The organism is Streptomyces sp. NPDC052301, from assembly GCF_044593395.1.
GTDB lineage: Bacteria > Actinomycetota > Actinomycetes > Streptomycetales > Streptomycetaceae > Streptomyces.
Map to the genome: position 1 here is coordinate 156,619 of NZ_JBIUBE010000009.1, position 26,080 is coordinate 182,698.

The 26,080-nt window shown below is 73.2% G+C and carries 18 protein-coding genes; 12 read left to right on the forward strand and 6 right to left on the reverse strand.

Annotated elements, in window-relative coordinates; genetic code table 11:
• Positions 1–96 precede the first annotated feature (96 nt).
• Complete coding sequence (gene pcrA, locus ACIHEJ_RS25795) at positions 97–2,577, forward strand: DNA helicase PcrA (protein ID WP_400139000.1); 2,481 nt, start codon at positions 97–99, stop codon at positions 2,575–2,577.
• 27 nt (positions 2,578–2,604) lie between these two features.
• Here pcrA and ACIHEJ_RS25800 read toward each other — a convergent pair whose 3' ends face one another.
• Both ACIHEJ_RS25800 and ACIHEJ_RS25805 read right to left on the reverse strand, forming a co-directional pair.
• Positions 2,605–4,029, reverse strand: a complete 1,425-nt coding sequence (locus ACIHEJ_RS25800) for a peptidoglycan DD-metalloendopeptidase family protein (RefSeq protein ID WP_400139001.1) — start codon at positions 4,027–4,029, stop codon at positions 2,605–2,607.
• Positions 4,030–4,300: 271 nt separating this feature from the next.
• Positions 4,301–5,152, reverse strand: a complete 852-nt coding sequence (locus ACIHEJ_RS25805; protein WP_400139002.1) for an esterase/lipase family protein — start codon at positions 5,150–5,152, stop codon at positions 4,301–4,303.
• A 224-nt stretch (positions 5,153–5,376) separates the two neighbouring features.
• Here ACIHEJ_RS25805 and ACIHEJ_RS25810 point away from each other — a divergent pair, with 224 nt between their 5' ends.
• Positions 5,377–5,799, forward strand: coding sequence for a cobalamin B12-binding domain-containing protein (locus ACIHEJ_RS25810; protein WP_400139003.1), 423 nt, complete (start codon positions 5,377–5,379; stop codon positions 5,797–5,799).
• Here ACIHEJ_RS25810 and ACIHEJ_RS25815 read toward each other — a convergent pair.
• Positions 5,775–7,505 (reverse strand): DUF5691 domain-containing protein, encoded by a 1,731-nt coding sequence (locus ACIHEJ_RS25815; RefSeq protein WP_400139004.1) that lies wholly within the window; start codon positions 7,503–7,505, stop codon positions 5,775–5,777. The genes ACIHEJ_RS25810 and ACIHEJ_RS25815 overlap by 25 nt on opposite strands.
• Positions 7,506–7,881: 376 nt before the next feature.
• A complete protein-coding gene (locus ACIHEJ_RS25820) occupies positions 7,882–9,240 on the reverse strand; it encodes an SWIM zinc finger family protein (protein ID WP_400139005.1) in 1,359 nt (452 codons plus the stop codon).
• 132 nt (positions 9,241–9,372) lie between these two features.
• On the opposite strand from ACIHEJ_RS25820, the gene ACIHEJ_RS25825 reads away from it, so the two are divergent.
• The 7 genes from ACIHEJ_RS25825 to sucD all read left to right on the forward strand — a co-directional run bounded on the left by ACIHEJ_RS25825 (position 9,373) and on the right by sucD (position 19,270).
• Complete coding sequence (locus tag ACIHEJ_RS25825) at positions 9,373–10,518, forward strand: AAA family ATPase (RefSeq protein WP_400139006.1); 1,146 nt, start codon at positions 9,373–9,375, stop codon at positions 10,516–10,518.
• The gene (locus ACIHEJ_RS25830) at positions 10,515–13,055 is read left to right on the forward strand and encodes a DUF5682 family protein (RefSeq protein WP_400139007.1); all 2,541 of its coding nucleotides are present in this window, start codon (positions 10,515–10,517) and stop codon (positions 13,053–13,055) included. Before ACIHEJ_RS25825 ends, ACIHEJ_RS25830 begins: the two co-directional genes overlap by 4 nt.
• Positions 13,052–14,254, forward strand: a complete 1,203-nt coding sequence (locus tag ACIHEJ_RS25835; protein WP_400139008.1) for a VWA domain-containing protein — start codon at positions 13,052–13,054, stop codon at positions 14,252–14,254. The genes ACIHEJ_RS25830 and ACIHEJ_RS25835 overlap by 4 nt, the downstream gene beginning before the upstream one ends.
• 134 nt (positions 14,255–14,388) lie before the next feature.
• Positions 14,389–15,258: a hypothetical protein gene (locus ACIHEJ_RS25840; protein WP_400139009.1), complete on the forward strand. Its 870-nt coding sequence runs from the start codon at positions 14,389–14,391 to the stop codon at positions 15,256–15,258.
• Between the two features lie 139 nt (positions 15,259–15,397).
• Complete coding sequence (locus tag ACIHEJ_RS25845) at positions 15,398–16,744, forward strand: hypothetical protein (RefSeq protein ID WP_400139010.1); 1,347 nt, start codon at positions 15,398–15,400, stop codon at positions 16,742–16,744.
• Between the two features lie 432 nt (positions 16,745–17,176).
• Positions 17,177–18,358, forward strand: a complete 1,182-nt coding sequence (gene sucC / locus ACIHEJ_RS25850) for an ADP-forming succinate--CoA ligase subunit beta (RefSeq protein ID WP_400139011.1) — start codon at positions 17,177–17,179, stop codon at positions 18,356–18,358.
• 27 nt (positions 18,359–18,385) lie between these two features.
• Positions 18,386–19,270 carry a succinate--CoA ligase subunit alpha gene (gene sucD, locus ACIHEJ_RS25855; RefSeq protein WP_366014874.1) on the forward strand — a complete coding sequence of 295 codons (885 nt, stop codon included), beginning with the start codon at positions 18,386–18,388 and terminating at the stop codon, positions 19,268–19,270.
• 78 nt (positions 19,271–19,348) lie between these two features.
• On the opposite strand, the gene ACIHEJ_RS25860 is transcribed toward sucD, so the two are convergent.
• A complete protein-coding gene (locus tag ACIHEJ_RS25860; RefSeq protein WP_400139012.1) occupies positions 19,349–20,428 on the reverse strand; it encodes a sigma factor-like helix-turn-helix DNA-binding protein in 1,080 nt (359 codons plus the stop codon).
• Positions 20,429–20,541: 113 nt separating this feature from the next.
• On the opposite strand from ACIHEJ_RS25860, the gene ACIHEJ_RS25865 reads away from it, so the two are divergent.
• A complete protein-coding gene (locus tag ACIHEJ_RS25865; protein WP_400139157.1) occupies positions 20,542–22,563 on the forward strand; it encodes a DUF6350 family protein in 2,022 nt (673 codons plus the stop codon).
• Between the two features lie 40 nt (positions 22,564–22,603).
• Here the strand turns inward: ACIHEJ_RS25865 and ACIHEJ_RS25870 are convergent, their stop codons facing one another.
• The gene (locus ACIHEJ_RS25870; RefSeq protein WP_400139013.1) at positions 22,604–23,506 is read right to left on the reverse strand and encodes a hypothetical protein; all 903 of its coding nucleotides are present in this window, start codon (positions 23,504–23,506) and stop codon (positions 22,604–22,606) included.
• A gap of 267 nt (positions 23,507–23,773) precedes the next feature.
• Between ACIHEJ_RS25870 and purN the strand changes: the two genes are divergently transcribed.
• Together purN and purH are read left to right on the forward strand one after the other, a co-directional pair.
• Positions 23,774–24,403 (forward strand): phosphoribosylglycinamide formyltransferase, encoded by a 630-nt coding sequence (gene purN / locus ACIHEJ_RS25875; RefSeq protein ID WP_400139014.1) that lies wholly within the window; start codon positions 23,774–23,776, stop codon positions 24,401–24,403.
• Positions 24,400–25,968, forward strand: coding sequence for a bifunctional phosphoribosylaminoimidazolecarboxamide formyltransferase/IMP cyclohydrolase (gene purH, locus ACIHEJ_RS25880; RefSeq protein ID WP_400139015.1), 1,569 nt, complete (start codon positions 24,400–24,402; stop codon positions 25,966–25,968). The genes purN and purH overlap by 4 nt, the downstream gene beginning before the upstream one ends.
• Positions 25,969–26,080 lie beyond the last annotated feature (112 nt).

The following is a 26,080-nucleotide window of genomic DNA, read 5'->3' on the forward strand; positions in this document are numbered from 1 at the left end:
GGGCACTATTGACGTGAAGATCAACTCTCCGCCGGACCGGCCATGTTCCGGGGACGGCGACCGGTTGTCGGTGGGGCGCCCTAGACTCGGAGAGCGATGAGCAGCCTCTTTGACGACAGCTTCCTGGCGGACCTCCAGCCCTCGCGCGGGCACGAGGAGGAGCCCCCGCCACCGCCCGAGGACGACCACGCTCCGGAGCCGCTTCCGGACGATCTGTTCGGCGGGAAGTTCGACGTGCCGCCGGACCGGGATGCCTACTACCGCGACGGCGCCCCGCGCCCGGCGATCGACGCGGCGGCGCTCCTGGAGGGGCTGAACGAGAACCAGCGCGCCGCGGTCGTGCACGCCGGCACCCCGCTGCTCATCGTCGCCGGTGCCGGCTCCGGCAAGACCCGTGTGCTCACCCACCGCATCGCGCACCTGCTCGCCGAGCGGAACGTGCACCCGGGCCAGATCCTCGCGATCACCTTCACCAACAAGGCCGCGGGCGAGATGAAGGAGCGCGTCGAGCAGCTCGTCGGCCCACGGGCGAACGCGATGTGGGTGATGACCTTCCACAGCGCGTGCGTGCGCATCCTGCGCCGTGAGTCGAAGAAGCTCGGCTTCACGTCGTCGTTCTCGATCTACGACGCCGCGGACTCCAAGCGCCTGATGGCCCTGGTCTGCCGCGACCTGGACCTCGACCCCAAGCGCTTCCCGCCGAAGTCCTTCAGCGCCAAGATCAGCAACCTGAAGAACGAGCTGATCGACGAGGAGGACTTCGCCGCCCAGGCCTCCGACGGCTTCGAGAAGACCCTCGCCCAGGCCTACGCCCTGTACCAGTCGCGGCTGCGCGAGGCCAACGCCCTCGACTTCGACGACCTGATCATGACGACGGTCAACCTGCTGCGCGCCTTCCCGGACGTCGCCGAGCACTACCGCCGCCGCTTCCGGCACGTCCTGGTCGACGAGTACCAGGACACCAACCACGCCCAGTACGCGCTCGTCAGGGAACTCGTCGGCACCGGGGATCACGACGAGGACACCCCGCCCGGCGAGTACGATGTCCCGCCCGCCGAGCTGTGCGTGGTGGGTGACGCGGACCAGTCGATCTACGCCTTCCGCGGTGCGACGATCCGCAACATCCTCCAGTTCGAGGAGGACTACCCGGACGCGACGACGATCCTGCTGGAGCAGAACTACCGCTCCACGCAGACCATCCTGAGCGCGGCCAACGCGGTCATCGAGCGCAACGAGTCCCGCCGCCCGAAGAACCTGTGGACCAACGCCGGCCAGGGCGCCCGGATCACCGGCTACGTCGCCGACACCGAGCACGACGAGGCCCAGTTCGTCGCCGACGAGATAGACCGCCTGGTCGACGCGGGCGACGCCAAGGCCGGCGACGTCGCCGTCTTCTACCGGACCAACGCCCAGTCCCGTGTCTTCGAAGAGGTCTTCATCCGCGTCGGCCTGCCCTACAAGGTCGTCGGCGGTGTCCGCTTCTACGAGCGCAAGGAGGTCCGGGACGTCCTCGCCTACCTGCGTGTCCTCGCCAACCCGGAGGACTCGGTGCCGCTGCGCCGCATCCTCAACGTGCCCAAGCGGGGCATCGGCGAGCGCGCGGAGGCGATGATCGACGCCCTCGCCCAGCGCGAGAAGATCAGCTTCCCGCAGGCGCTCAAGCGGGTCGACGAGGCGTACGGCATGGCCGCGCGCTCCACCAACGCGGTCAAGCGGTTCAACACGCTGATGGAGGACCTGCGCACCATCGTGGAGTCCGGTGCCGGACCGGCCACGGTCCTGGAGGCCATACTCGAACGCACCGGCTACCTGGCCGAGTTGCAGAACTCCACCGACCCGCAGGACGAGACCCGCATCGAGAACCTCCAGGAACTCGCGGCCGTCGCCCTCGAGTTCGAGCAGGAGCGCGGTGAGGGCGAGCCGGTGGGACTGGCCGACTTCCTGGAGCAGGTCGCCCTGGTCGCCGACTCCGACCAGATCCCCGACGAGGAGGACGGCGACGGCGTCATCACGCTGATGACGCTGCACACCGCCAAGGGCCTGGAGTTCCCGGTCGTCTTCCTGACCGGCATGGAGGACGGCGTCTTCCCGCACATGCGTGCCCTCGGCCAGACCAAGGAACTGGAGGAGGAACGCCGCCTGGCGTACGTCGGCATCACGCGCGCGCGGGAGAGGCTGTACCTGACCCGGTCGGCGATGCGCAGCGCCTGGGGCCAGCCGTCGTACAACCCGCCCTCCCGGTTCCTGGAGGAGATTCCGCCCACGCATGTGGACTGGAAGCGGACGGGGGCGGCGGCGCCGGTGTCGTCCGGGCCGGCGTCCGGGATCGCGGCCTCGCTGTCCTCGACGCGTTCGCGCTCGTCGGCGGCGGGCGCGTCCGGGTTCGCCACGCGGCGGACCGCCGAGAGGCCGGCGGTGTCCCTGGCGGTCGGCGACCGGGTCACTCACGACCAGTTCGGCCTCGGGACGGTCGTCGCGGTGTCGGGCGCGGAGGACAAGGCGCAGGCGACGATCGACTTCGGCGACGGCAAGCCGAAGCGGCTGCTGCTGCGGTACGCGCCGGTGGAGAAGCTGTAGGAGGTCCGGGGGCGCAGCCCCCGGCTGCTACGTGGGGTCGAGCCCGTGGCTGCGCAGCCACGGCAGCGGGTCTATGGCGGCCCCGCCCGCCGGACGCACCTCGAAGTGGAGGTGCGGGCCGGTGGAGTTGCCCGAGTTGCCGGAGTAGGCGATCGGCTGGCCGGCCTTGACGGTCGTACCGGAGGGCACGCGGTAGCTGGACAGATGGCAGTACCAGGTCTGCGTGCCGTCCTTCGCGGTCAGGATCAGCATGTTGCCGTAGGCGCTGTTCCACTTGGTGGAGACGGTGCCGTCGGTCGCGGCCATCACCGTGGTGCCGTAGGCGACGGGGAAGTCGATGCCCGTGTGCACCGACATCCAGTTCACGCCCGCCTGGCCGAAGTAGGCGCTGAGCCCCTTCTGCGTCACCGGCAGCACGAACTTGGGGCGCAGCCGCTCCTTGAGCGCGGCCTCCGCGGCGGCCTTCTTCTTCTCCAGCGCCTGCTGGTTCTTGAGGTCGATCCGCTCCTGGGTACGGCTCGCGCGGTCGGCGAAGTCGTCGGCGCCGGCGGAGAGCGTCTTGAGCTGGGTGTCCAGCTTGCTGTTGGCGACGGACGGCTGCACCGCGTGCGCGTCCGAGGCCGACGCCGTGGTGTCCTTGGTGCCGTCGGTGAGGGCGCCGACGGAGGCGGCGGCGATCCCGGCGACCCCCATCACGCAGGCCGAGGGCACGGCGACGGTCAGCAGCGCGGACCGTTTGGCGGGCGTACGACGCCGGGAACGCGCCGCGCTGCGCGAGCCCGCGCGGGTCGCAGGCGCCGGGGCGACCTCCTCCACGTCGTCCAGCAACTGCTCGTCGGCCGCCGTCGCCTGCACCTCGCCGACCTGCTCGAACGTGGCGGTGGCCTGCTGGTCGAACGGTTCGCCGGCCTCGTGGTCGAACGGTTCACCGGCCTGCTCGGGCACCGCATGGCCGCCGGAGTTCCACTGCGTGGCGTCGTAGGCGCCCGTGTCGAAGGCCTGCGTGCCCCATTCCCACTGCTGGGTCGGGTCGGCGCCGCCGGTCTGGTCGGGTTGGAGCCACGCGCTCGCGTCCCACTGGCCGCTGATGTCGTGCCCCGTGGCCTGCGCGGGAACGGTCCAGGCGGTGCTGTCGTAGGCGCCGGAGTCGTAGGCCGCATGGTGCTGGGCCGCGTACGGGTCGTGGATCGGGCTCTGACCGGTCTGCCACTGCGTGGTGTCGTACGTGCCGGTGGTCTGCTCGGTGCCGGGGAAGCTGCCGAAGAGCGGGTCGGTGGAGAACGTCGCGGTGCCTGCACCCTGGGTGGCAGAACCGGTGGTGTCGTAGCCGCCGTAGGTGGTGAAGTCGTCGTAGCGGGCTTCCGCTGTCCCGTACGGCGCGTAGTGCGCGGAGGAGGCGTCGGAAGCCGGGGCCGGGGTGGTCATGATCCCCGACGGGTGACGGTCGTTCACCAACTTCTCTTTCGCCTCGACAACAGGGGCTGCCAGAGCAGTGCGGCGACTGTACCCGCCGGTACCTGGGCGCGACAATCTTCGGCCGGTTTCGCGTTGGCCGAAACGGGCAATCAGCCGTGTTTCGGGGGGCGCCGGACGGGAGTTTGGCCGAGAGTTCGATTGGTGTTCGATGCGAGGTGACTTTCCGTCACCAGAATGTCACGCTGTCGTCAACCGGTGGTTCACGTGACCGCATCACCTCCGCGTCACGCGACCGCCCGCCTCCGCGTCACGCCACCGTCAGTCCGCCGGAGATCCGGTCCCCGGGGTGTGGTGCGTCGAGGACCTCGCGTATCCCGGCCGCCACGGCGGGGTGCACGGGCAGGGCGAGATGCCCGATGCCGGTCACACGGACGTTGTGTGCCTCGAGGTCGGGGTGTTCCAGGCAGGCCGTCTCCAGCGGGTCCATGAGGGAGTCCAGGTCGCTCCAGAAGCTGACGAACCGGGTACGGCAGCCGGGCGCGGGCCCGGACAGCGCCTCGATCACCTCCGAGCCGGGCCGCATCTGGCGCACGATCGGGTGGGCGTCGGCCAGCGGTGCGAAACGGGTCCCGGAGTGCGGGGTGCCCAGGGTGACGAGCGTGCGCACCCGCAGGTCGCCGCCGAGGCACTGCACGTAGTACCGCGCGATCAGGCCGCCGAGGCTGTGCCCCACGATGTCCACCTGGTTGCTGCCGGTGCGCTCGCAGATCTCCTCCACGTGCCGCCCGAGCAGCTCGGCCGCGACGCGGATGTCGCAGGTCAGCGGGGAGTAGTTGAGCGATTCCACCCGCTGCCTGCCGTGCTGGGCGAGGTTGCGGCGCAGCAGCACGAACACCGAGCGGTTGTCGATGAAGCCGTGCAGCAGCACGACCGGCGGGCCGGTGCGGACCGGGAGCTGGGCCATGCCGTCACCTGGGGGCAGTGCGGCGCAGCGGCGCTCCTGGACGAGGCCGGTCGGATACAACAGGAGGTGGCCGGCCAGGATCGCGGCCTCCAGGGCCGTCGCCTTGAGCAGCGCCAGGGAGAGTCCGGCGAGCCTGCCCGGCCAGAGACGGCGGCAGAGCGGGAGGAAGAGTGGCAGTACCCCGGTGACCTTCATGGCCGACCTCCTGTCGGCACGCCGGAGGACGGCTCGCTCCCCCGTGTGCCCTTATGTCCCACCGTGTGATTTCCCCCTCGCTGGGCCCCGTAAAACTGCCGGTTGCGGGATGCTGGAGATAACGTTCGTTCACTTCGCGACGGGTGGCGGAACGCGCCAAAAGTGCGGTACTTGTCGTTACGGACGGAAGCGATCGCTTCCGTGGTCGTTTGATGGAGGCAGTGATGGGTGTGGCAGCCGGTCCGATCCGCGTGGTGGTCGCCAAGCCGGGGCTCGACGGCCACGATCGCGGGGCCAAGGTCATCGCGCGCGCTCTGCGCGATGCCGGTATGGAGGTCATCTACACCGGGCTCCACCAGACACCGGAGCAGATCGTCGACACCGCCATCCAGGAGGACGCCGACGCGATCGGCCTGTCCATCCTCTCCGGCGCGCACAACACGCTGTTCGCCAAGGTCATCGACCTGCTCAAGGAGCGGGACGCGGAGGACATCCTGGTGTTCGGCGGCGGCATCATCCCGGACGAGGACATCCCGCCGCTGAAGGAGAAGGGCGTCGCCGAGATCTTCACGCCCGGTGCGACGACCGCGTCGATCGTGGAGTGGGTGCGGGAGAACGTGCGTCAGCCTGCCGCGTCCGGAGGCTGAACCGCGTCCGGGGACTGAACCGAGGGGGCGCCCGCCGCGGGCCGGTGCTCCTCGGGGCGGAGTTCGGCTGCCATCGCCGCGCGCAACCGCAGCGTGGTGACCAGCCGCTGGAAGGCCTCCGACCAGTATCCGCCGGCCCCCGGTGCGGCGTCCTCCCGCTCGTCGGGCATCGCCAGGAGCCCCTCCAGCCGGGTGGCCTCGGCCGGGTCCAGGCAGCGTTCCGCGAGTCCCATCACCCCGCTGAAACTCCATGGGTAACTGCCCGCGTCCCGCGCGATGTCGAGGGCGTCCACCACGGCGCGGCCCAGCGGCGCGGACCACGGGACCGCGCACACGCCGAGCAGTTGGAACGCCTCCGACAGGCCGTGCGTGGCGATGAAGCCGGCCACCCACGCGGCCCTCTCCACCGGCTCCAGCGTCGCCAGCAGCTTGGCCCGCTCCGCCAGGGACACCGCGCCCGGCCCGCCCGCCTCCGGCGCGGACGGCACCCCGAGCAGCACCCTCGCCCACTCGGCGTCCCCCTGCCGTACCGCCGCCCGGCACCAGGCCGCGTGCAGCTCTCCCTGCCAGCCGTCCGCCACCGGCAGCGCCACGATCTCCCGCGGCGTCCGCCCGCCGAGCCGCTCCGGCCAGGTGCCGAGCGGGGCGGCCTCCACCAGCTGACCCAGCCACCACGACCGTTCTCCTCTGCCTGTGGGCGGCGTGGCCACCACACCGTCCCGCTCCATGCCGGAGTCGCACTCGTGCGGCGCCTCCACCACGATCACCGTCGAGTTCCCCGAACGGTCCAGGGCCACACACGCTGCCGCCCGTACGGCCATGCGCCCGGCGAGCGCCGAGTCCGGCAGCCCCGACAGCAGCTCCGCCGCCGTCGCACGGACGTTGCGGCTGCGGTCGCCGAGCGTCTGCTCCAGGAACGGCTCGTCCCCGGCGGACAGGCCGGCGCGCAGTGAGTCCAGGAACATCAGCCGGTCCTCCGCCCGCTCCGACGCCCAGGTCGACGCCAGCAGCTCGCGCGCGACGGCTGGCCTACGGGCGCGCAGCGCACCCAGCAGGGCCACCCGCTCGGCGAACAGCCCCTCCTGCCACAGTCGGCGCACCCCCTCGGTGTCCTCCGGGCCGGGCAGTGCGGCACCGCCGCCTGGGGCCGCGCGCAGGGCGAAGCGCCAGTCCTGGTTCAGCCGGGCCAGCCACAGGGCGCGCGGGCCCGCGAACGCCAGCGCCGCCGGGCGCAGGTCCGTACGGCCCCGGGCCGCGTCCAGCAGGGCGGGGAGCGCCTGCGGGGGTGCCGCGTACCCGTGCCCGTTGGCCGCCGCGAGCCATTGCGGGAGCAGCTCCATCAGGTCCGGGGAGCTGCCCCTGCGGCCGCCGCCCGCGCCGCCGGAACGGTCGGCCAGCAGCAGCGCCAGTCTGCGCGCCGCCGCGGCGGGCAGGGCCGGGCGCGGATCCTCCGGGGCCGGCTCCGGCCGCCGCGCCGCTCGCGCGGGCCGTAGCCCTGCCCGCCGCCGTACGGTCGCCAGGGCAGCCGCGTCCAGCAGCGCCAGGGGCGCCGAGCGGCCGGCCGCTGATGTTCTGGACGCGCTGGATGCCTCGGACGCGCCGGCCGCAAGGGGGCGCCGGTCCGTGCCGAGCAGGGCGGTGGTGACCAGGTCCTCCCAGGAGCTCAAGGAGATCGCGGCATCTCCGCGGGTCGACGTCCCGTTCATGAGGTCCCCTTCCTTCCGTGGATCCGGGCGGCCGGTGGTGCGGGCGTTGGCTGTGCGTGGCGTGGGGCGGGTGTCCGCCGGGCCCTCCCCGGGTCCGGCCCGGCCGGCTGCGCGGGACCGCCGCGACTTCCGGCGCCTCCGGCACGCCTGCGTGCGGTCTCCTGCGCGGCTCTGTCGCGGGGCTCTGAGGATGGCCAGGCGCCTGTTCGGTGCGAATCCGGGGGCTGCTGTGCGCATCTCCCGTGCGTACGTGCAGCCGCCCCTGCGCATCTCCCGCGCCTGCGTGCGGCCTCCCGTGCCGCTCTGCCGCGTCTCCTTGCGGTCTGCCGTATCCCTCGGCCGTGCCCCGCGGTCTTCCCCGGGCCGGGGCTGCCGGTCAGCACAGCGGCACCGCCTCGCCCGTGTGCTCCGGCCAGGCCGTGAGCGGGGTGAAGCCGCGGTGGCCGCACTCGCCGAAGACCTTGACGGGGGCGCCGCCCGACAGGGCGACCATCCGCCACAGGCCGGGGCGGGAGCGGGCGGCCCGGGTCAGCGGCAGGGCCGTGTCCGTGTCGGCGTCGGCCAGCTGCCAGGTGTCGCCGTCCGGGACCGGAACCACCCGGTCAAGCGTCACCGGGACCGCCTCCAGCCAGGGGTCGTCGCGCAGCGCCTCGCCGTAGCGGGCCGCCGCCTCGGCCGTGGTCACACCCGGCGGGCGGAACGCGGCCGGTACGGGCGGGGCGAACCGCTCGCCGAGAGCCGCGCGGGACTGACCGGCACCCGGATAGGTCGAGAGCTCCGCCTCCAAGGCCAGGCCGACCGGCAGGGACAGCTCTGGAGCCCGGCCGGCCGCGCCGTAGGACAGCAGCAGCCGGGTGTGGCCCGAATCGGCGCCGTGCAGCCACGTCCGGCGAGTCGTCAGTTTCGGGTCGGCCGTGTCGTACTGGGCGAGGACCAGCCAGCGGTCCCGCACCGGCGGGCCGTCCGCCGAGGCGGGCAGGCCGAGCCGGGAGCGGACCGTGGACGTCAGGGCCTCCGGGAGCCGCTCACGGTGCGCCCAGCCCTGGTCGAGCAGATGCAGCAGCGCGCACTCCTCCAGCAGCCGGGCCGGCCAGCCCGGTCCGGACGCCGGGACCGACGCCAACTCCCGTACCCGCGAAGCCAGTCCTGGGGCCTGCGCGTCGACCATGCGGGCCGCCGTCTCGTCCCACGCGCCGTAGCCCGCCTGCTCGGCCGCGGCCAGACCGCCGCGCAGCAGATCCGCCAGGCGCTGCTCCAGCTCCGTCACCCCCGCCGTGACCCGCTCCGCCCGGCGCTCGGCCCGCCGCCGCGCCGCCTCCGGATCGGCGGAGCCGACCGCCGAATCCCCTTCACCCCGACTCCGCTTGTTCCCCGCGCGCTCGTGTCGGCCCGCGAGCCACTGCTCCGCCCAGTCCGGTGGCTGCGCGGAGACCGGCACCGACCCGTCGCCGCTCGACCACAGCAGCAGCAGGCCCAGCGCGTGCTTGCACGGGAACTTACGGCTCGGGCAGCTGCACTTGTACCCGGGCCCCGCCGCACCCGCGAGGTCCACCACCGTCTGGTACGGCTTGCTGCCGCTGCCCTTGCACAGCCCCCACACCGTTCCCTCCGCGCGACTGCCGGTCTCGGACCACGGACCAGCCGCGCCGAGCTTGCTTCCCGCCTTGCGTGACGCGGCGTCAGGCGCCAGAGCCAGCACCTGGTCCGCGGTCCAGCGCACCCCCTGCTCAGTCATGCCACCGACCGTAGAACCCGCCACTGACAATCGGCCCTGCGCCCGCATGTGTGCAGGTCAGAGCGATTGTCAGTGGCGTGGTGCACGGTGGATGCAGATCTCGAACCGGCCGAGCTGGAGGGGGCCTCAGCCATGTCTGTGTCCGTGGAAGCGATGTCCGTCGAAGCGAAGTCCGTCGAAGCGGGCGGGAGCGAGGAGTCGCAGGCGTTGCGGCCACACGCCGAGCACGCCTTCGCGGCCGAACTCGCCGCGCTCGCCGCGCAGGACGACCGTCCCCGCCCGGCCCGCTGGAAGCTGTCGCCGTGGGCGGTGGCGACGTACCTGCTCGGCGGCACCCTGCCGGACGGCACGGTGATCACGCCGAAGTACGTGGGACCGCGCCGCATCGTCGAGGTCGCCGTCACCACACTCGCCACCGACCGCGCCCTGCTCCTGCTCGGCGTGCCCGGCACCGCCAAGACGTGGGTGTCGGAGCACCTGGCCGCCGCGGTCAGCGGTGACTCGACCCTGCTGGTGCAGGGCACGGCCGGCACCCCGGAGGAGGCGATCCGGTACGGCTGGAACTACGCGCAGCTGCTCGCGCACGGCCCGAGCCGGGACGCTCTGGTGCCCAGCCCCGTCATGCGGGCCATGGCCGAGGGCATGACCGCCCGGGTCGAGGAACTGACCCGCATCCCGGCCGACGTCCAGGACACCCTGATCACGATCCTGTCCGAGAAGACCCTCCCCGTCCCCGAGCTGGGCCAGGAGGTCCAGGCGGTCCGCGGCTTCAACCTCATCGCCACCGCCAACGACCGCGACCGCGGGGTCAACGACCTCTCCAGCGCGCTGCGCCGCCGCTTCAACACCGTGGTGCTGCCGCTGCCCGAGAGCGCCGACGCCGAGGTCGACATCGTCACCCGCCGCGTCGAGCAGATCGGCCGCTCCCTCGACCTGCCGGCCGCGCCCGACGGCATCGAGGAGATCCGCCGGGTCGTGACCGTCTTCCGCGAGCTGCGCGACGGCATCACCGCCGACGGCCGGACGAAGCTGAAGTCACCCAGCGGCACCCTGTCCACGGCGGAGGCGATCTCCGTCGTCACCAACGGCCTCGCCCTCGCCGCCCACTTCGGCGACGGCGTGCTGCGCTCGGGCGATGTCGCCGCCGGCATCCTCGGTGCCGTCGTCCGCGACCCGGCGGCCGACCGGGTCGTCTGGCAGGAGTACCTGGAGACGGTGGTCCGCGAGCGCGACGGCTGGGCGGACTTCTACCGCGCCTGCCGGGAGGTGAGCGCATGACCGATTCAGGAGGGAGCCCGGCGTACGGATCCGGGCCGCTGCTGCTCGGCGTGCGGCACCACGGACCGGGCTCCGCGCGCGCGGTACGGGCCGCGCTGGACGCCGCCCGCCCCGCCGCCGTCCTGATCGAGGGTCCGCCCGAGGCCGACGCGCTGATCCCGCTGGCCGCCGACCCGGGCCTGCGGCCCCCGGTCGCCCTGCTCGCCCACGCCGTGGACGAACCCGGCCGCTCGGCCTTCTGGCCGCTCGCCGAGTTCAGCCCGGAATGGGTGGGCATGCGCTGGGCCTTGGAACACGGCGTTCCCGCCCGCTTCATCGACCTGCCGGCCACGCACACGCTCGCGCGGGAGGAGAAGGAGAGCACGAAGGAGGATGCCCCCGAGCCCGAGCCCGAGCCCGAGGCAGGTTCCGGTGCCGACACCGCTGCCGGGGAAGAGGCAGCCGTCGAGGACCTGGTCCGCGTCGACCCGCTCGCCGTGCTCGCCGAGACCGCCGGATACGACGATCCCGAGCGGTGGTGGGAGGACGTCGTGGAGCACCGGGGGCCGGGCGAACGGGACCCGTTCGCGCCGTTCGCCGCCCTGGAGGAGGCCATGGGAGCGCTCCGCGAGCGGTACGGCCCCGGCGACCACTCCCGGGACGCGGTCCGGGAGGCCCACATGCGGCTGCAACTGCGCCTCGCTCGCAAGGAGTTCGGGGATACGGTGGCCGTGGTGTGCGGGGCCTGGCACGTGCCCGCGCTGCGGCAGAAGACCACCGTGGCCGCGGACCGGGCCCTGCTGAAGGGCTTGCCGAAGGTGAAGACGGACCTCACCTGGGTGCCCTGGACGCACCGCAGACTGGCCCGGTCCAGCGGATACGGGGCGGGCATCGACTCGCCGGGCTGGTACGGGCACCTGTTCCGCGCCCCCGACCGGCCGGTCGAGCGGTGGCTCACCAAGGTGGCGGGGCTGCTGCGCGAGGAGGACCGGATCGTCTCCTCCGCGCACGTCATCGAGGCCGTCAGGCTCGCCGGGACCCTGGCCGCGATGCGCGGCCGACCGTTGCCGGGCCTGACCGAGACCACCGACGCGGTGCGTGCGGTGATGTGCGACGGTTCGGACGTGCCCCTGGCCCTGGTGCACGACCGGCTGGTGGTAGGAGACGTCCTCGGCGAGGTGCCCGAGTCCGCCCCCACGGTGCCGTTGCAGCGCGACCTGACCCGGCGGCAGCGCGCGCTGCGGCTCAAACCGGAGGCACTGGAGCGCGAGCTGGAGCTGGACCTGCGCAAGGAGACCGACGCCGGACGCAGCAGGCTGCTGCACCGGCTGCGGCTGCTCGGCGTCGGCTGGGGCGAACCGGCCCGGTCGCGGGGGAGCACGGGCACGTTCCGGGAGACCTGGCGGTTGCGCTGGGAGCCGGAGCTGTCGGTGCGGGTCGCCGAGGCGGGCGTGTGGGGGACGACAGTCCTCGCCGCGGCACAGGCCAAGGCAGAGGCGGACGCGACCGCCGCGCGGGCCCTGGCCGACGTCACCGCGCTCGCCGAGCAGTGCCTGCTCGCCGGGCTGTCGGACGCCCTGCCCGTCGTCATGCGGGTGCTGGCCGACCGGGCGGCCCTCGACACGGACGTCGGTCACCTCGCCCAGGCCCTGCCCGCCCTGGTCCGCTCCCTGCGCTACGGCGACGTGCGCGGTACCGACACCGCCGCGCTGACCGGGGTCGCGGCGGGCCTCGCCGAGCGCGTCTTCGTCGGCCTGCCCCCGGCCTGCGCCACGCTGGACGCGGACGCGGCACAGGAGATGCGCGGCCATGTGGACGCCGTGCACACGGCGGTGGGGCTGCTGGGGGAGAGCCTGGCCGCTGCCGCTGCCGCTGCCGCTGCCGCTGCCGGTGGGGAGGTGACGGCGGGAGCCGGTGCGACTGCCGGAGCCGGTGCGGACACCGATGCTGCCGGGAGCCGTAGTGGTGCCGCGGGCGCGGGTCCCGAGGCTTCCGGGACGGTGTCCCAGGGGCTGCGTGACCGTTGGCGGGACGTCCTGCGGACGCTGTCCCTGCGGGACACCGTGCCCGGGGTGCTCCGGGGGCGGGCCGTGCGGCTGCTGTTGGACGACGGTGTGCTGGCGTCGGACGAGGCGGCGCGGCTGATGGGGCTCGTGCTGTCGCCGGGGACACCGCCCGCCGACGCGGCCGCCTGGATCGAGGGGTTCGTCGGTGGTGGCGGCGGCCTGCTGCTCGTGCACGACGAGCGGCTGCTCGGCCTCGTGGACAGCTGGCTGACGGGCGTGCCGGCGGAGGCGTTCACGGACGTACTGCCGCTGCTGCGGCGGACGTTCGCGGCGTACGAGCCGGGGTTGCGCAGAACCCTCGGCGAACTGGTCCGGCGCGGGCCGGGTGACCGGGCAGCAGGAGCGGCCCACGCGGCGGTGACCCCCGGCTTCGCCGCCGAGCCGGACGCGGAGCGCGCCGACGCCGTGCTGCCGGTGCTGCGGCTGCTGCTCGGCCTGGACGAGGAGTGGCGCACGAACGACGACAACAGCTGCGTGGGGGTGGGCACATGACGACCGAACCGACGACCCGAGCGACACCCGGACCGACGGCGACGGACGTGTCCGACTCGGCGCGGGAGCGGTTGCGGCGCTGGCGGCTGGTGCTCGGCGGTGACCAGGCCGACGGCACCGGATGCGCGCTGTCCGGGCGGGACGCGGCGATGGACGGCACGTTGGCCGCGCTCTACGGGAAGGGGGACAGACCCCAGTCCGGGCGGGACCGTTCGGCCGGGCTCGGCGCGTCGGCGCCCTCCGTGGCGCGCTGGCTCGGGGACATCCGCACGTACTTCCCCTCCTCCGTCGTCCAGATCATGCAGCGCGACGCCATCGACCGGCTGGGCCTCTCCTCGTTGCTGCTGGAGCCGGAGATGCTGGAGGCGGTGGAGGCGGACGTGCACCTGGTCGGCACGCTGCTCTCGCTCAACAAGGCGATGCCGGAGACGACGAAGGAGACGGCACGCGCGGTCGTGCGCAGAGTCGTCGAGGACCTGGAGAAACGGCTCGCGACCCGTACCCGGGCCACCCTCACCGGCGCCCTCGACCGCAGTGCCCGCGTCAACCGCCCGCGCCATCACGACATCGACTGGAACCGCACCATCGCGGCCAACCTCAAGCACTACCTGCCCGAGTACCGCACGGTCGTACCGGATCGGCTCATCGGCTACGGGCGTGCCGCGCGGTCCGTGAAGAAGGAGGTGGTCCTCTGCATCGACCAGTCCGGGTCCATGGCGGCGTCCGTGGTGTACGCGTCGGTGTTCGGGGCGGTGCTCGCCTCCATGCGGTCGATCAGCACCCGGCTGGTCGTCTTCGACACGGCGGTGGTCGACCTCACCGACCAGCTGGCCGACCCGGTCGACGTCCTCTTCGGTACCCAGCTCGGCGGCGGCACGGACATCAACCGGGCGCTCGCCTACTGCCAGTCGCAGATCACCCGGCCCGCCGAGACGGTGGTCGTCCTGATCAGCGACCTCTACGAGGGCGGCATCCGTGACGAGATGCTCAAGCGGGTGGCGGCGATGAAGGCGTCCGGGGTGCAGTTCGTGGCGCTGCTCGCGCTGTCGGACGAGGGGGCGCCGGCCTACGACCGGGAGCACGCTGCGGCGCTCGCCGCGCTCGGTGCACCGGCCTTCGCCTGCACGCCCGATCTGTTTCCGGAGGTGATGGCGGCGGCCCTCGAGAAACGGCCACTGCCGATACCGGACACCGTGTGACGCCGGGCGGGAAAGGGGCAGGAACAGGGATATGACTACCCATCGGTAACACGGGGCTTGCGCGGCCTCGGGCAGGGCGTGCAAGGATCGTCGGAGCCTCCTGCCGTGCCGACGATCCGAGGACGTTTCCCTCCTTGACCTCCCCAGCAGCCCTCTTCGGTGCCACCGTGCGCGCGTTGCGTACGGGGGCGGCGCGGCGTGCGCTGCAACTGGTCCTGCTGGTCGGCGGGTTGTTCGTGCTCGGGTTCCTCTGCGGCGAGCAGGCGCAGGCGGCCGAGCGGATCCCGGCGCCGGTGCAGGCGCCCGTGCGGGCGACTTCGGTGCGCTCCTCGGTGACGGCGCCCGAGGATCCGGTGGATCCGGTGCGGGCGATGGGGAAGGGCACGGTGCGCGCGGTGTCGGACCAGGTCGTCGCCCCGGTCCGGGACGTGGTGAACACGGCCACCCAAGCCCTCGAGGCCACGACCTCCCGGTCCGTGGACGAGGCGTCCCGGTCCGTGGACGAGGCGTCCCGGTCCGTCGGGCAGGCACGGCCGACGGCACCCTCCCTGCCCCTGCCGGACGTCACCGAAGCGTCGGTCCCGCCCGGCCACCAGGCGGCGGCCCCGAAGGGCCCGGCACCCCGCCCGCAGCGGCACATCGGCACGGCCGCCGCGAAGAGCCCGGCCGGGCGGCACTCCGCGCACACCGTCGCCTCCGCGCCGGCGCCGGCCGTCGCGGCCTTCGGCCCCGCGGCACCTGCCGTCCTCCGGCACGCGGCATGGGCCCCCGCCCCGCGCACGACCACGTCCGTCGGCGACCCCGGCCGGCCCGCGCCCACCGGAGACCCGGACGGCGTGCTCGGCAAGCAGGCGGCCGACGGCAGCACAACCCGGCACGGTGACGCGTGCGCCGTCACCTTCGTTGGCCGGGCGCCCCTGCGGCTCCCGCCCGGCGCCACAGCGCGCGCGGACGCGCCCGAGACCCGGGAACGGCACCGGGACATCCCCGTCTTCCCCGGCTAGGCAGCAGGGCAGACCTCCCCGCCACGGACTCGTTGCGCGGGGCGGAACACGTCTGCCCGTCCGGACCATTGGCATTCAGTGCGCTCCGGACGGAAATCCCCAGCCTTTCCAGCCGTTTTCGAAGGAATTGACGCACGCGATGAACAAGAACATGCGCCGTTCGATCGTTATAGCCGCCGGTGTCACCGGTGCGTGGGCGCTCGGCTCTGCCGTGGCCAGCGCGGACGAACTGTCCGCCACCTCCGTCTCCGTACCGGACGCGGGCGCCGAGGCCGGCCTGCCGCCTCGGACCGGCACCGCCCCCGCCACCCAGGCGCACGCCGAGACCCACGGCGTCGACGCCACCCCTGCCGTCGACGCCACCCCTGCCGTCCACGCCACCCCCGCCGTCCACGCCACCCCCGCCGTCGACGCCACCAGTGCCCTTCCCGCCACCCCCGCCACCCTCGCCGCGCCCGCTCTCCACACCGCGCCCGAGGGTGAGATCGACTATCTGTTCGGGCCCCTGTCCTCCTTCGCTCCCGAGGCGCAGGAGGTGGCCGAGGCCGTGGTTCCGCCGGTGGCCGCGTCGGCCGTCCACGGGGCCGTTCCGGTCGCCACCGGTGTGGTGAGCGGCGTACGGCCCACGGTGCGGCATGCGGGGGCGGGCGTGCAGGGCACGGCCACGGACGCCCGGGCCGACGCGTACGGCGTGGCCGCGGGCGCCGCCGACGACGTGCGGACGTCGGCCGGTGCCGTCCCCGCCTACGCCACCGGGCTGACCGGCCAGGTCGCCCGGGACACCACCGACGCGGTGCTGCCGCCGGTCGCCTCCGGCGCCGTGCGCGGGGCGGTGCCGGTGGCCGGACAGGCCGTTTCGGACGCGGGCGCACTCGCGCACGGCGTTCAGGGTGCTGCCCAGGGCTTCGCCGACGGGGTCGCGGGCGCCGCGTCGCCGCTCGCGCACGGGGTGACCGGGCAGGCCGGGGTCTTCACCGAGGGCGTCGCCGGCCAGGTGCCGCCCTTCGCGGCCGGTGTCACCGGTGCGGTCCGGCCGGTCACGGACACCGTCACCGGTGCCGTGCACCAGGTGGTCCACACCGCCGACGGGACGGTGCGGCCGGTGGCCGACGGAGTCGGCGGGATCGGTGGGAGCGCGACCGGCTTCGGCCACGGTGTGGCGGGCGAGGCCGGGGCGTTCGCGGGCCGCGTCACCGGTGACACCGGGCCTGTGGCCCAGCAGGCCGGGGGATTCGCGCACGGCCTCGACGACACCGCGCAGGGCGCCGGCGGGGCACTGGCCGGGCACGCGGTCACCGGCGCGGCAGGGCTCGCCCGGACGGCCGTACCGGCGCACCTGGGCCAGTCCTACGGCACGACCGTCCAGGACCCGTACGGCGTGCGGGAGGCCGGGCAGGGCATCAGGCAGCAGCAGGGCTTGGCACACCGGCAGGAGACCGCACACCGGCACGGCACCGCGGACCAGGGGCTCCCGTCGGGCCGGTAGGGCTGAGTGCCCCGCATCGCTCCGCAGGGTGACCGGACCCGGACGGCCGAATGCCGTCGGTTCGTCCGGCCGGAGCCCTGCGGACGGGGCGGGTGGTCCCCATTGGGGTGGGGATCAACCGTCCCGGCCCCGGGTCCGCCCGGGGCCTCCCAGAGGCCTCACCGGGTCAACCCCAGCCCGGTGAGGCCTCGCATCCCACCCCGATCGCGGCACGGCGTGTCATGAAACCCGGCATCATGTGACAGGTATCACCGCTCAGGTGTGACCCTCGATTTAGGGCGCTCCCGCAAGCGGGGATAACCTGCGAGACGGACATGCCGCGCGCTCGGACACCGTGTGCGCCTCCCTTGTGACAAGCGGACGTCACGTTGCCCTTCGCGGCACGCCCACGCATCCAACGAACCGCGAGATCACTGATAGGGACGGAAGCGCGTGGACCTGTTCGAGTACCAGGCGAGGGACCTCTTCGCCAAGCACGATGTACCGGTGCTGGCCGGTGAAGTCATCGACACGCCTGAGGCGGCGCGCGCGATCACCGAGCGTCTGGGCGGCAAGTCCGTCGTCAAGGCGCAGGTGAAGGTCGGTGGCCGCGGCAAGGCCGGTGGCGTCAAGCTGGCCGCCTCCGCGGACGAGGCCGTCGCCCGGGCGACGGACATCCTCGGCATGGACATCAAGGGCCACACTGTCCACAAGGTCATGATCGCCGAGACCGCTCCGGAGATCCTCGAGGAGTACTACGTCTCCTTCCTCCTCGACCGTGCGAACCGCACCTTCCTGTCCATCGCCTCCGTCGAGGGCGGCATGGAGATCGAGGAGGTGGCGGCCACCCGTCCGGAGGCCGTCGCCAAGACGCCGATCGACCCGATCGACGGTGTGGACGAGGCCAAGGCCCGCGAGATCGTCGCCGCCGCCAAGTTCCCGGCCGAGGTCGCGGACAAGGTCGCGAACGTCCTCGTCAAGCTGTGGGACACCTTCATCAAGTCGGACGCCCTCCTCGTCGAGGTCAACCCCCTGGCGAAGGTCGCCTCCGGCGAGGTCATCGCCCTCGACGGCAAGGTGTCGCTCGACGACAACGCCGAGTTCCGTCACCCCGAGTACGAGGAGCTCCACGACAAGGCCGCGGCCAACCCGCTCGAGGCCGCCGCCAAGGAGAAGAACCTCAACTACGTCAAGCTCGACGGCGAGGTCGGCATCATCGGCAACGGCGCGGGTCTCGTCATGAGCACCCTGGACGTCGTCGCGTACGCCGGTGAGAAGCACGGTGGCGTCAAGCCCGCCAACTTCCTGGACATCGGCGGTGGCGCCTCCGCCCAGGTCATGGCGAACGGCCTGGAGATCATCCTGGGCGACCCGGACGTCAAGTCCGTCTTCGTGAACGTCTTCGGTGGCATCACCGCCTGCGACGAGGTCGCCAACGGCATCGTGCAGGCCCTGAAGCTCCTGGAGGACCGCGGCGAGAACGTCTCGAAGCCGCTCGTCGTCCGCCTCGACGGCAACAACGCCGAGCTGGGCCGACAGATCCTCACCGACGCCAACCACCCGCTGGTGCAGCGCGTCGACACCATGGACGGCGCGGCCGACAAGGCCGCCGAGCTGGCCCACGCCGCCAAGTAAGCACTCAGGACGAGGACACAACACACCATGGCTATCTGGCTCAACAAGGACAGCAAGGTCATCGTCCAGGGCATGACCGGCGCCACGGGCATGAAGCACACCAAGCTCATGCTCGGTGACGGCACCAACGTCGTGGGCGGCGTGAACCCGCGCAAGGCCGGCGCCACCGTGGACTTCGACGGCACCGAGGTACCGGTCTTCGGCACCGTCAAGGAGGCCATCGAGAAGACCGGCGCCAACGTCTCCGTCATCTTCGTGCCGGAGAAGTTCACCAAGGACGCGGTCGTCGAGGCCATCGACGCAGAGATCCCGCTCGCCGTCGTGATCACCGAGGGCATCGCCGTGCACGACACGGCGTCCTTCTGGGCGTACGCCGGCAAGAAGGGCAACAAGACCCGGATCATCGGCCCGAACTGCCCCGGCATCATCACCCCGGGCCAGTCGAACGTCGGCATCATCCCGGGCGACATCACCAAGCCGGGCCGCATCGGCCTGGTGTCGAAGTCCGGCACGCTGACGTACCAGATGATGTACGAGCTGCGGGACATCGGCTTCTCGACCGCCGTCGGCATCGGTGGTGACCCGATCATCGGCACCACGCACATCGACGCCCTCGCCGCGTTCCAGAACGACCCCGAGACCGACCTGATCGTGATGATCGGCGAGATCGGTGGTGACGCGGAGGAGCGTGCCGCGGCGTTCATCAAGGAGAACGTGACCAAGCCGGTCGTCGGCTACGTCGCGGGCTTCACGGCGCCCGAGGGCAAGACCATGGGCCACGCCGGCGCCATCGTCTCCGGTTCCTCCGGCACCGCACAGGCCAAGAAGGAGGCCCTGGAGGCCGCCGGCGTCAAGGTCGGCAAGACGCCGACCGAGACGGCGAAGCTGGCCCGGGAGATCCTGGCCGGCTGAGACACCTCGGCCGAACGGCGGTAGGCCCGTCCCCCGAAGCGAGGGGCGGGCCTACCGCCGTTCGCGCTCGCCGGGCGGTCAGCGGGTCTCCGGTGCCAGGCGTTCCGGGCCGGCTGTCTTCTCCCGTCGAAGTTTCGCCCGCAGCGCCTGCTCCTCCTGGGACAACGGGCCCAGGGCAGGGGGCGGGGGGACCCCGCGTACCGCCTGGGCCGGGGCCAGGGGGGCCTCGTAGTGGTTCGGGGCCGTGCGGAGCGTCAGCGTCGTGGCGCCGATGATCGTCACCGTGAACGCGATGGCGGCCCGCGTCCAGAAGACGTTCCGGCGTTCACCGACGGTCCGCACCACCGTCGGCCTGGCCGCGCCCAGCCGCTCCGCCGAGGCCAGTTCGAGCAGCCGGCGATGCAGTTCGGCGGGGTCCGCCAGCGCCGGTACCGCCGCGGCCAGCGCCTCGCGGGCGTGGGTCAGCCGGCTGGCGGCGGCGGGCGTGCTGGCCTCCGTCTCGGCCGCCGTCTCCGGCAGGTCGAGCCCGACCCCGTCGTACAGCACGAGTGTGCGCCGGTACGTCGGCGGCAGCTTCAGCAGGGCGCGCAGCAGCACCCGGTCGGCCGGATCGGCCGGTGGCGGTTCGGGGTTGCGGTACCGCGGACGGAAGCGGTGCCAGGGGGACAGCGCGCAGTCGTACGCCACCGCCCGCACCCAGCCGGCCGGATCCCGGTCCCGGGCCACCTCGGGCCAGCGCTGCCAGGCCAGCTGGAAGGCCCGCTCCACGGCCTCGCGGGCCAGCTCCCGGCGCCCGCTGAGCAGATAGGCCTGGCGCACGAGGGCGGGGGCGCAGAACGCGTACAGCGCGTCGAAGCTCTGAGCGGCCGTCAGCGGCTCGGGGCCCGGACGTGCCGGGAGGCCGGGGGCGGGGACCGTTCCGGCCGTCCGCCCCGGTCCCTGAGTGGCCGTCGGCTCGGCGAAGGCGGCCAGGAGCCCGGCGTACTCCTGGCCCTGGCTGCCGTCGGGGACACGGCGGCCGGACTCCCACGCGCGCATCGTGGCCCGGCTGACGCCGAGCCGCTCCGCGAGCTGAGCCTGCGTCAGCGAAGCGGCCTCGCGCAGGCGTCGGCGTTCCTTCGGCGGTGGCAGCGGGATGACAGGGCTCTGCGTCGTCACCGTGCACCCTTCCGTTCGTAAAAGAGCATATTCATATTTTTAGCGACACTTCGGTGGTTCGCCTGTTACGACGGGAAAGCGCGTGTCGTTGGGAGCATGGGGTCGTGACCCAGATGACCGCCCGCCGCTCGTCGTCGACGCCCCTGCTCACCCGGATGCGTGACCGTTCGCCAGGCCTGGCCGCGAGCCTCCTGGGCGGCGCCGTCGCGGCCGGACTGGGGCTCGGCTCGCTCGCCGTGCTCGTCCTGGCGATGTGGATCAGCTCGCCGTACCCGGACAGCGGCCCGGGTGAGGCGTTGCATGTCGCCGCAGCCCTGTGGCTGTTGGCGCACGGGATCCAGCTGGTGCGCACCGAGACGCTCACCGGGACCCCCCTGCCGGTCGGCGTGACCCCGCTGCTGCTGCTCGCGCTGCCGGCGTGGCTGCTGTACCGGGCGGCCAGGGACGCGGTGGACGCGCCCGCCGACGCCGACGGCCCGCCTCCCGTGCCGGCGCGCACGGCCTGGACGGGGGTCGTCCTCGGCTACCTCGGCGTCGGCTGCGCGGTGGGCCTGTACTGCGGCGGAGGGGAACTGCGTCCCGAGTGGCCCTGGGTGACGGTGTGTCTGCCGCTGGTCGCGGCGGGTGCCGCGGGAGCCGGGGTGTGGTCGGCGTACGGCCGTCCGGACGAGCCGTTGCTGAAGGTGCTGACGGTGCTGCGCGGGCCGGTGACCGGCACCGACGCACCGGCCCGGTGGGGTACGGCCGTACGGGCCACCGGCGCGGCTGCGGCGGTGCTCCTCGGGGGTGGGGCGTTGCTGGTCGGGGTGTCACTGGTGTGGCACGGCGAGCCGGCGCGGGCGTCCTTCCTGCAGCTGACCGAGGGCTGGACGGGGCGGTTCGCGGTGCTGCTGCTCGGCATCGCGCTGGTCCCCAACGCGGCGGTGTGGGCCGCCTCCTACGCCCTCGGACCCGGGTTCGTCCTCGGTGCCGGGCATCTGGTGAACCCGCTCGCCTCCGATCCGGCGCCGCTGCTGCCGCCGTTCCCGCTGCTGGCCGCGGTGCCGGACGCCGGGACGGGGGCGCCGCTGAACTGGGCGGCGGGGCTGGTGCCGGTGGCGGCCGGGGTGACGGCCGGGTGGTTCGTGGGGAGGGGCGCCGTTGTCCGGGCGGCCGCCGGGCGGACGGAGACCGGGGAACCGGCGCCGGCCCCCTGGTCGGCGGGCCGGACCGCCGGGGTGGTTCTGCTGACGGCGTCGACCTGTGCGGTGGCCCTCGCCCTGCTCGCCGAGCTGGCGGGCGGCCCCCTGGGCGTGGCCGCACTGGCCCGGTTCGGTCCGGTGTGGTGGCAGACCGGCGGCGCTGCGGGGGCCTGGACGGCGGTGCCGGCGATGCCGGTGGCGCTGACCGTACGGGCCTGGCGGCTGCTGGGCCGGCGGACCCGGGAGACCGGGATCCCGGCCCAGGGCGCGGAGAAGACGTGGTGCAAGGGGGTGACGGGCGCCGCGACGACCTCCGGAAGAGCGGCGGCGACCTCGGGGAAGGCCGCGACGTCCTCCGGGAAAACGGCGGCGACCTCCGGGAAGGCCGTGACGACCGGGCAGCCGATGATCTCCGGGAAGGGGACGGAACCGGAGGGGGCCAAGGGTCCCGGAGGGGCGAGGAGTCAGGACCCCGGGTCGGCGAACGGCAAGGACTCAGGGACGGCGAAGCCCAGGATCGCGGAGACGGCGGAGGCCCCGGCGGACGGCAAGGACCCGGTGGGTACCGAAGCCGACCCCGCGCAGGCCGAGGACCCGGCGGACGTCGGCGACCCCGTGACGGAGAAGGCCAGGAGCGGGAAACCGGGCAACGGCACGGCTCCCGCCGAGGTCGAGTCCCGGCCCGGGTTCACCCCCGCCTCCCTCGACGAGGACGAGCGGTACGAGATCCTTCCGGCCGTCGACCCGTTCACCCCGGAGTGGCACGACGACCTCGCCCGCGCGACCCGCCGGGCGGTGCCACGTGAGACCGCCGACCCGGAAGAAGCCCCCGCTGCCGCCGCACCCGCCGAACCGACGGACACCGCGGCCGCCATGCCCGCTCCGGCGGACCCCACCGGACCGGGCGCCGCCGGACCGGGCGCCGCCGACGGCGGACCCCGTGCCGCTCACTGACCCCGTGCCGCTCACTGCCCCCGGGCTGTCGCGCCGCCCCTCAGTCGTTCCCAGTCCCCAGAACGCCCCGCAGCTCCTGCGGCAGCAGCTGCGTGCAGGACTGCTTGGCCTCGTGGGTGAGGGCGTCGTTCACGCAGGTGTAGTAGTCGCGGTAGACCAGCTGGACCGTGAAGGTCGAGGCCACCAGGACCAGCGCCAGGGACGCCGTGACCAGGCCGCCGACGGCCGCAGTCGTCTGGGGCCGGCCGGGCGGGGGCGCCGGGGTGCCCGGGGACGGCGTGCCCGGCTTGGCACGCAGGGAGCTGATGCCCCAGTAGAGCGCCAGCGCGCCCAGCAGCAGGGACACGTACGGCCAGCTGAACAGGACGAAGAAGACGGCCCACATGCCGGACAGGAGGGCGTAGCGCGCGCGGCGCTGGGCCGGGTCGGTCGGGTCCCAGCGCATCCCGGAGCCGCTGGGGTCGCCGGGACCCTGGGGGCCGCCGCCGGGCCGCTCGCCGAAGTTGCCGGGGGAGCGGCCGGGCTGGCGGTCGCTCCACCGACCGCCCCAGGGCGAGTCGCCCCGGGAGCCGGGCCCCGAGCCGGATCCGGGGGAACCCTCGGGGTGCCGGGGCTGCCACGGCCGGTCAGGGCTGCCCTCGGGCGGCGGCGCGAAGGGATTGTCGTCCTGCCCCTCACCGCCCCGGCCCCCACCGGCCTGTCCGCCTCCGCGGGACCATCCGCCCCCACCGGGCTGTCCGCCCCCACCCGGCTGCCCGCCGCCCCCGGGCTGTCCGCCGCCGTGCCCACCGGCGCCCGGACCGCCCTGACCGCCGGCGTCCTGACCCCCCTGGTGCGCCTCGGGCGGCGAGGCCGGGCGCTCTCGCAGCAGGACGGCGCCCCGCTCGCCTCCCTGGGCCGGGCGCGGAGGGAACGTGAGGAGTCGCAGACTGCGATCGGGCATCAAAAGAGCGTCTTCCCTTAGGCGAACAAGGCTGTCCGACGTGAGCTTCCACCCGGGCAACGCACCGCGCTGCGCGCGCGTTCCCGGAGCCGCTCGTTCTCGATTCCTCCCGAACGCTACCTTCCGGCCACGCCCCCGTCCCGAGGGGGCCGTCCGGAGTGCCGGTATCGTTGCTGACGGTCGACCGCTTCGTAGACTTCCCCGTATACCGGGGCGCGAAGCATTCGTACGACCGCACAAACCGCTTCCCCGAGAAAGGGCCCCATCGTGGCCGCCAAGCCCGTGGCCAAGCGCCTCGTCGTGCTGGTCTCCGGATCCGGCACCAATCTGCAGGCGCTGCTGGACGAGATCGAGCGCACCGGAGCCGAGGAGTACGGCGCGCGGATCGTCGCCGTAGGGGCCGACCGGGAGGGCATCGAGGGTCTCGCGCGGGCCGAGCGCGCCGGGCTGCCCACCTTCGTGTGCAGGGTCAAGGACCATGCCTCCCGGGAGGAGTGGGACGCCGCCCTCGCCGAGGCAGTGGCCGCGTACGAGCCCGACCTGGTGGTCTCCGCCGGGTTCATGAAGATCGTGGGCAAGGAGTTCCTCGCGCGGTACGGCGGGCGGTTCGTGAACACCCACCCGGCCCTGCTGCCCAGTTTTCCCGGGGCCCACGGCGTGCGTGACGCGCTCGCGTACGGCGCCAGGGTCACCGGCTGCACCGTCCACTTCGTCGACGACGGCGTCGACACCGGCCCGATCATCGCCCAGGGCGTGGTCGAGGTCCGGGACGAGGACGACGAGAGCGCGCTGCACGAGCGCATCAAGGAAGTCGAGCGAAGGCTGCTCGTCGAGGTCGTGGGGCGGCTCGCCCGCAACGGCTATCGCATTGAGGGACGAAAGGTAGTTATCCAGTGACCGCCATCGCCGAGAGCAACAAGCGGCCCATTCGCCGGGCGCTCGTCAGCGTCTACGACAAGACCGGCCTGGAAGACCTCGCGCGCGGGCTGCACGAGGCCGGTGTCGAGCTGGTCTCCACCGGGTCCACGGCAGGCCGCATCGCCGCCGTCGGCGTCCCCGTCACCAAGGTCGAGGAGCTGACCGGATTCCCCGAGTGCCTGGACGGCCGGGTCAAGACCCTGCACCCCCGGGTGCACGCGGGCATCCTCGCCGACCTGCGCCTGGACAGCCACCGCGAGCAGCTCGCCGAGCTGGGTGTCGAGCCGTTCGACCTCGTCGTCGTCAACCTCTACCCCTTCCGCGAGACCGTCGCCTCGGGCGCGAGCGACGACGAGTGCGTGGAACAGATCGACATCGGCGGCCCGTCCATGGTCCGCGCCGCCGCCAAGAACCACCCCTCCGTCGCCGTGGTCACCAGCCCGGAGCGGTACGCCGACGTGCTCGCAGCCGTCAAGGACGGCGGGTTCGACCTCGGAGCCCGCAAGCGGCTCGCCGCCGAGGCGTTCCAGCACACCGCCGCCTACGACGTGGCCGTCGCCTCCTGGTTCGCCTCGTCCTACGCCGCCGTGGACGAGTCGGGCTTCCCGGACTTCCTCGGCGCCACGTACGAGCGCAAGAACACCCTCCGCTACGGCGAGAACCCGCACCAGGGTGCCGCGCTGTACGTCGACGGCACGGGTGGCCTCGCCGAGGCCGAGCAGCTGCACGGCAAGGAGATGTCGTACAACAACTACACGGACACGGACGCCGCGCGCCGTGCCGCGTACGACCACGACGAGCCCTGTGTCGCGATCATCAAGCACGCGAACCCCTGCGGCATCGCGGTCGGCGCGGATGTCGCCGAGGCGCACCGCAAGGCCCACGCCTGCGACCCGGTGTCCGCTTACGGCGGTGTCATCGCCGTCAACCGTCCGGTCAGCAAGGAGATGGCCGAGCAGGTCGCGGACATCTTCACCGAGGTCATCGTCGCCCCGGACTACGAGGAGGGGGCCCTGGAGGCCCTCACCAAGAAGAAGAACATCCGGGTGCTGAAGGCCCCCGGCGCGCCCGGCAACCCGGTCGAGGCCAAGCAGATCGACGGCGGTGCGCTGCTCCAGGTCACCGACCGGCTCCAGGCCGACGGCGACGACCCGGCGAACTGGACGCTGGCCAGCGGCGAGGCCCTGAGCGAGGACGAGCTGAAGGAGCTGGCCTTCGCCTGGAAGGCCTGCCGTGCCGTGAAGTCCAACGCGATCCTGCTCGCCAAGGACGGCGCCTCCGTCGGCGTCGGCATGGGCCAGGTCAACCGCGTCGACTCCTGCAAGCTCGCCGTCGAGCGGGCCGGTGCGGAGCGGGCGCGTGGCTCCTTCGCCGCCTCCGACGCCTTCTTCCCCTTCCCCGACGGTCCCGGGATCCTCATCGGGGCCGGCGTGCGGGCGATCGTCCAGCCGGGCGGCTCGATCCGTGACGAGCAGGTCGTCGAGGCCGCCAAGGAGGCGGGCGTGACCATGTACTTCACGGGCACGCGCCACTTCTTCCACTGAGCCGGCACTGGGCTGACACTGGGCCGACACCGCGTGACGCCGGGTCGGCCCAGAACCCGTTTCAGCCGCCGAGTTCATGCAGGTGACGCACGTTCCGCAGCGGTGAGCAGAA

Coding starts and splice junctions, on each gene's coding strand:
- ACIHEJ_RS25835 (WP_400139008.1), top strand. CDS start 13,052: ATGACGACCGAACCGACGACCCGAGCGACACCCGGACCGACGGCGACG.
- ACIHEJ_RS25805 (WP_400139002.1), bottom strand. CDS start 5,152: ATGAAGGTCACCGGGGTACTGCCACTCTTCCTCCCGCTCTGCCGCCGT.
- ACIHEJ_RS25820 (WP_400139005.1), bottom strand. CDS start 9,240: ATGACTGAGCAGGGGGTGCGCTGGACCGCGGACCAGGTGCTGGCTCTG.
- ACIHEJ_RS25810 (WP_400139003.1), top strand. CDS start 5,377: ATGGGTGTGGCAGCCGGTCCGATCCGCGTGGTGGTCGCCAAGCCGGGG.
- pcrA (WP_400139000.1), top strand. CDS start 97: ATGAGCAGCCTCTTTGACGACAGCTTCCTGGCGGACCTCCAGCCCTCG.
- ACIHEJ_RS25870 (WP_400139013.1), bottom strand. CDS start 23,506: ATGCCCGATCGCAGTCTGCGACTCCTCACGTTCCCTCCGCGCCCGGCC.
- ACIHEJ_RS25865 (WP_400139157.1), top strand. CDS start 20,542: ATGACCGCCCGCCGCTCGTCGTCGACGCCCCTGCTCACCCGGATGCGT.
- ACIHEJ_RS25815 (WP_400139004.1), bottom strand. CDS start 7,505: ATGAACGGGACGTCGACCCGCGGAGATGCCGCGATCTCCTTGAGCTCC.
- ACIHEJ_RS25845 (WP_400139010.1), top strand. CDS start 15,398: ATGAACAAGAACATGCGCCGTTCGATCGTTATAGCCGCCGGTGTCACC.
- ACIHEJ_RS25830 (WP_400139007.1), top strand. CDS start 10,515: ATGACCGATTCAGGAGGGAGCCCGGCGTACGGATCCGGGCCGCTGCTG.
- ACIHEJ_RS25825 (WP_400139006.1), top strand. CDS start 9,373: ATGTCTGTGTCCGTGGAAGCGATGTCCGTCGAAGCGAAGTCCGTCGAA.
- sucD (WP_366014874.1), top strand. CDS start 18,386: ATGGCTATCTGGCTCAACAAGGACAGCAAGGTCATCGTCCAGGGCATG.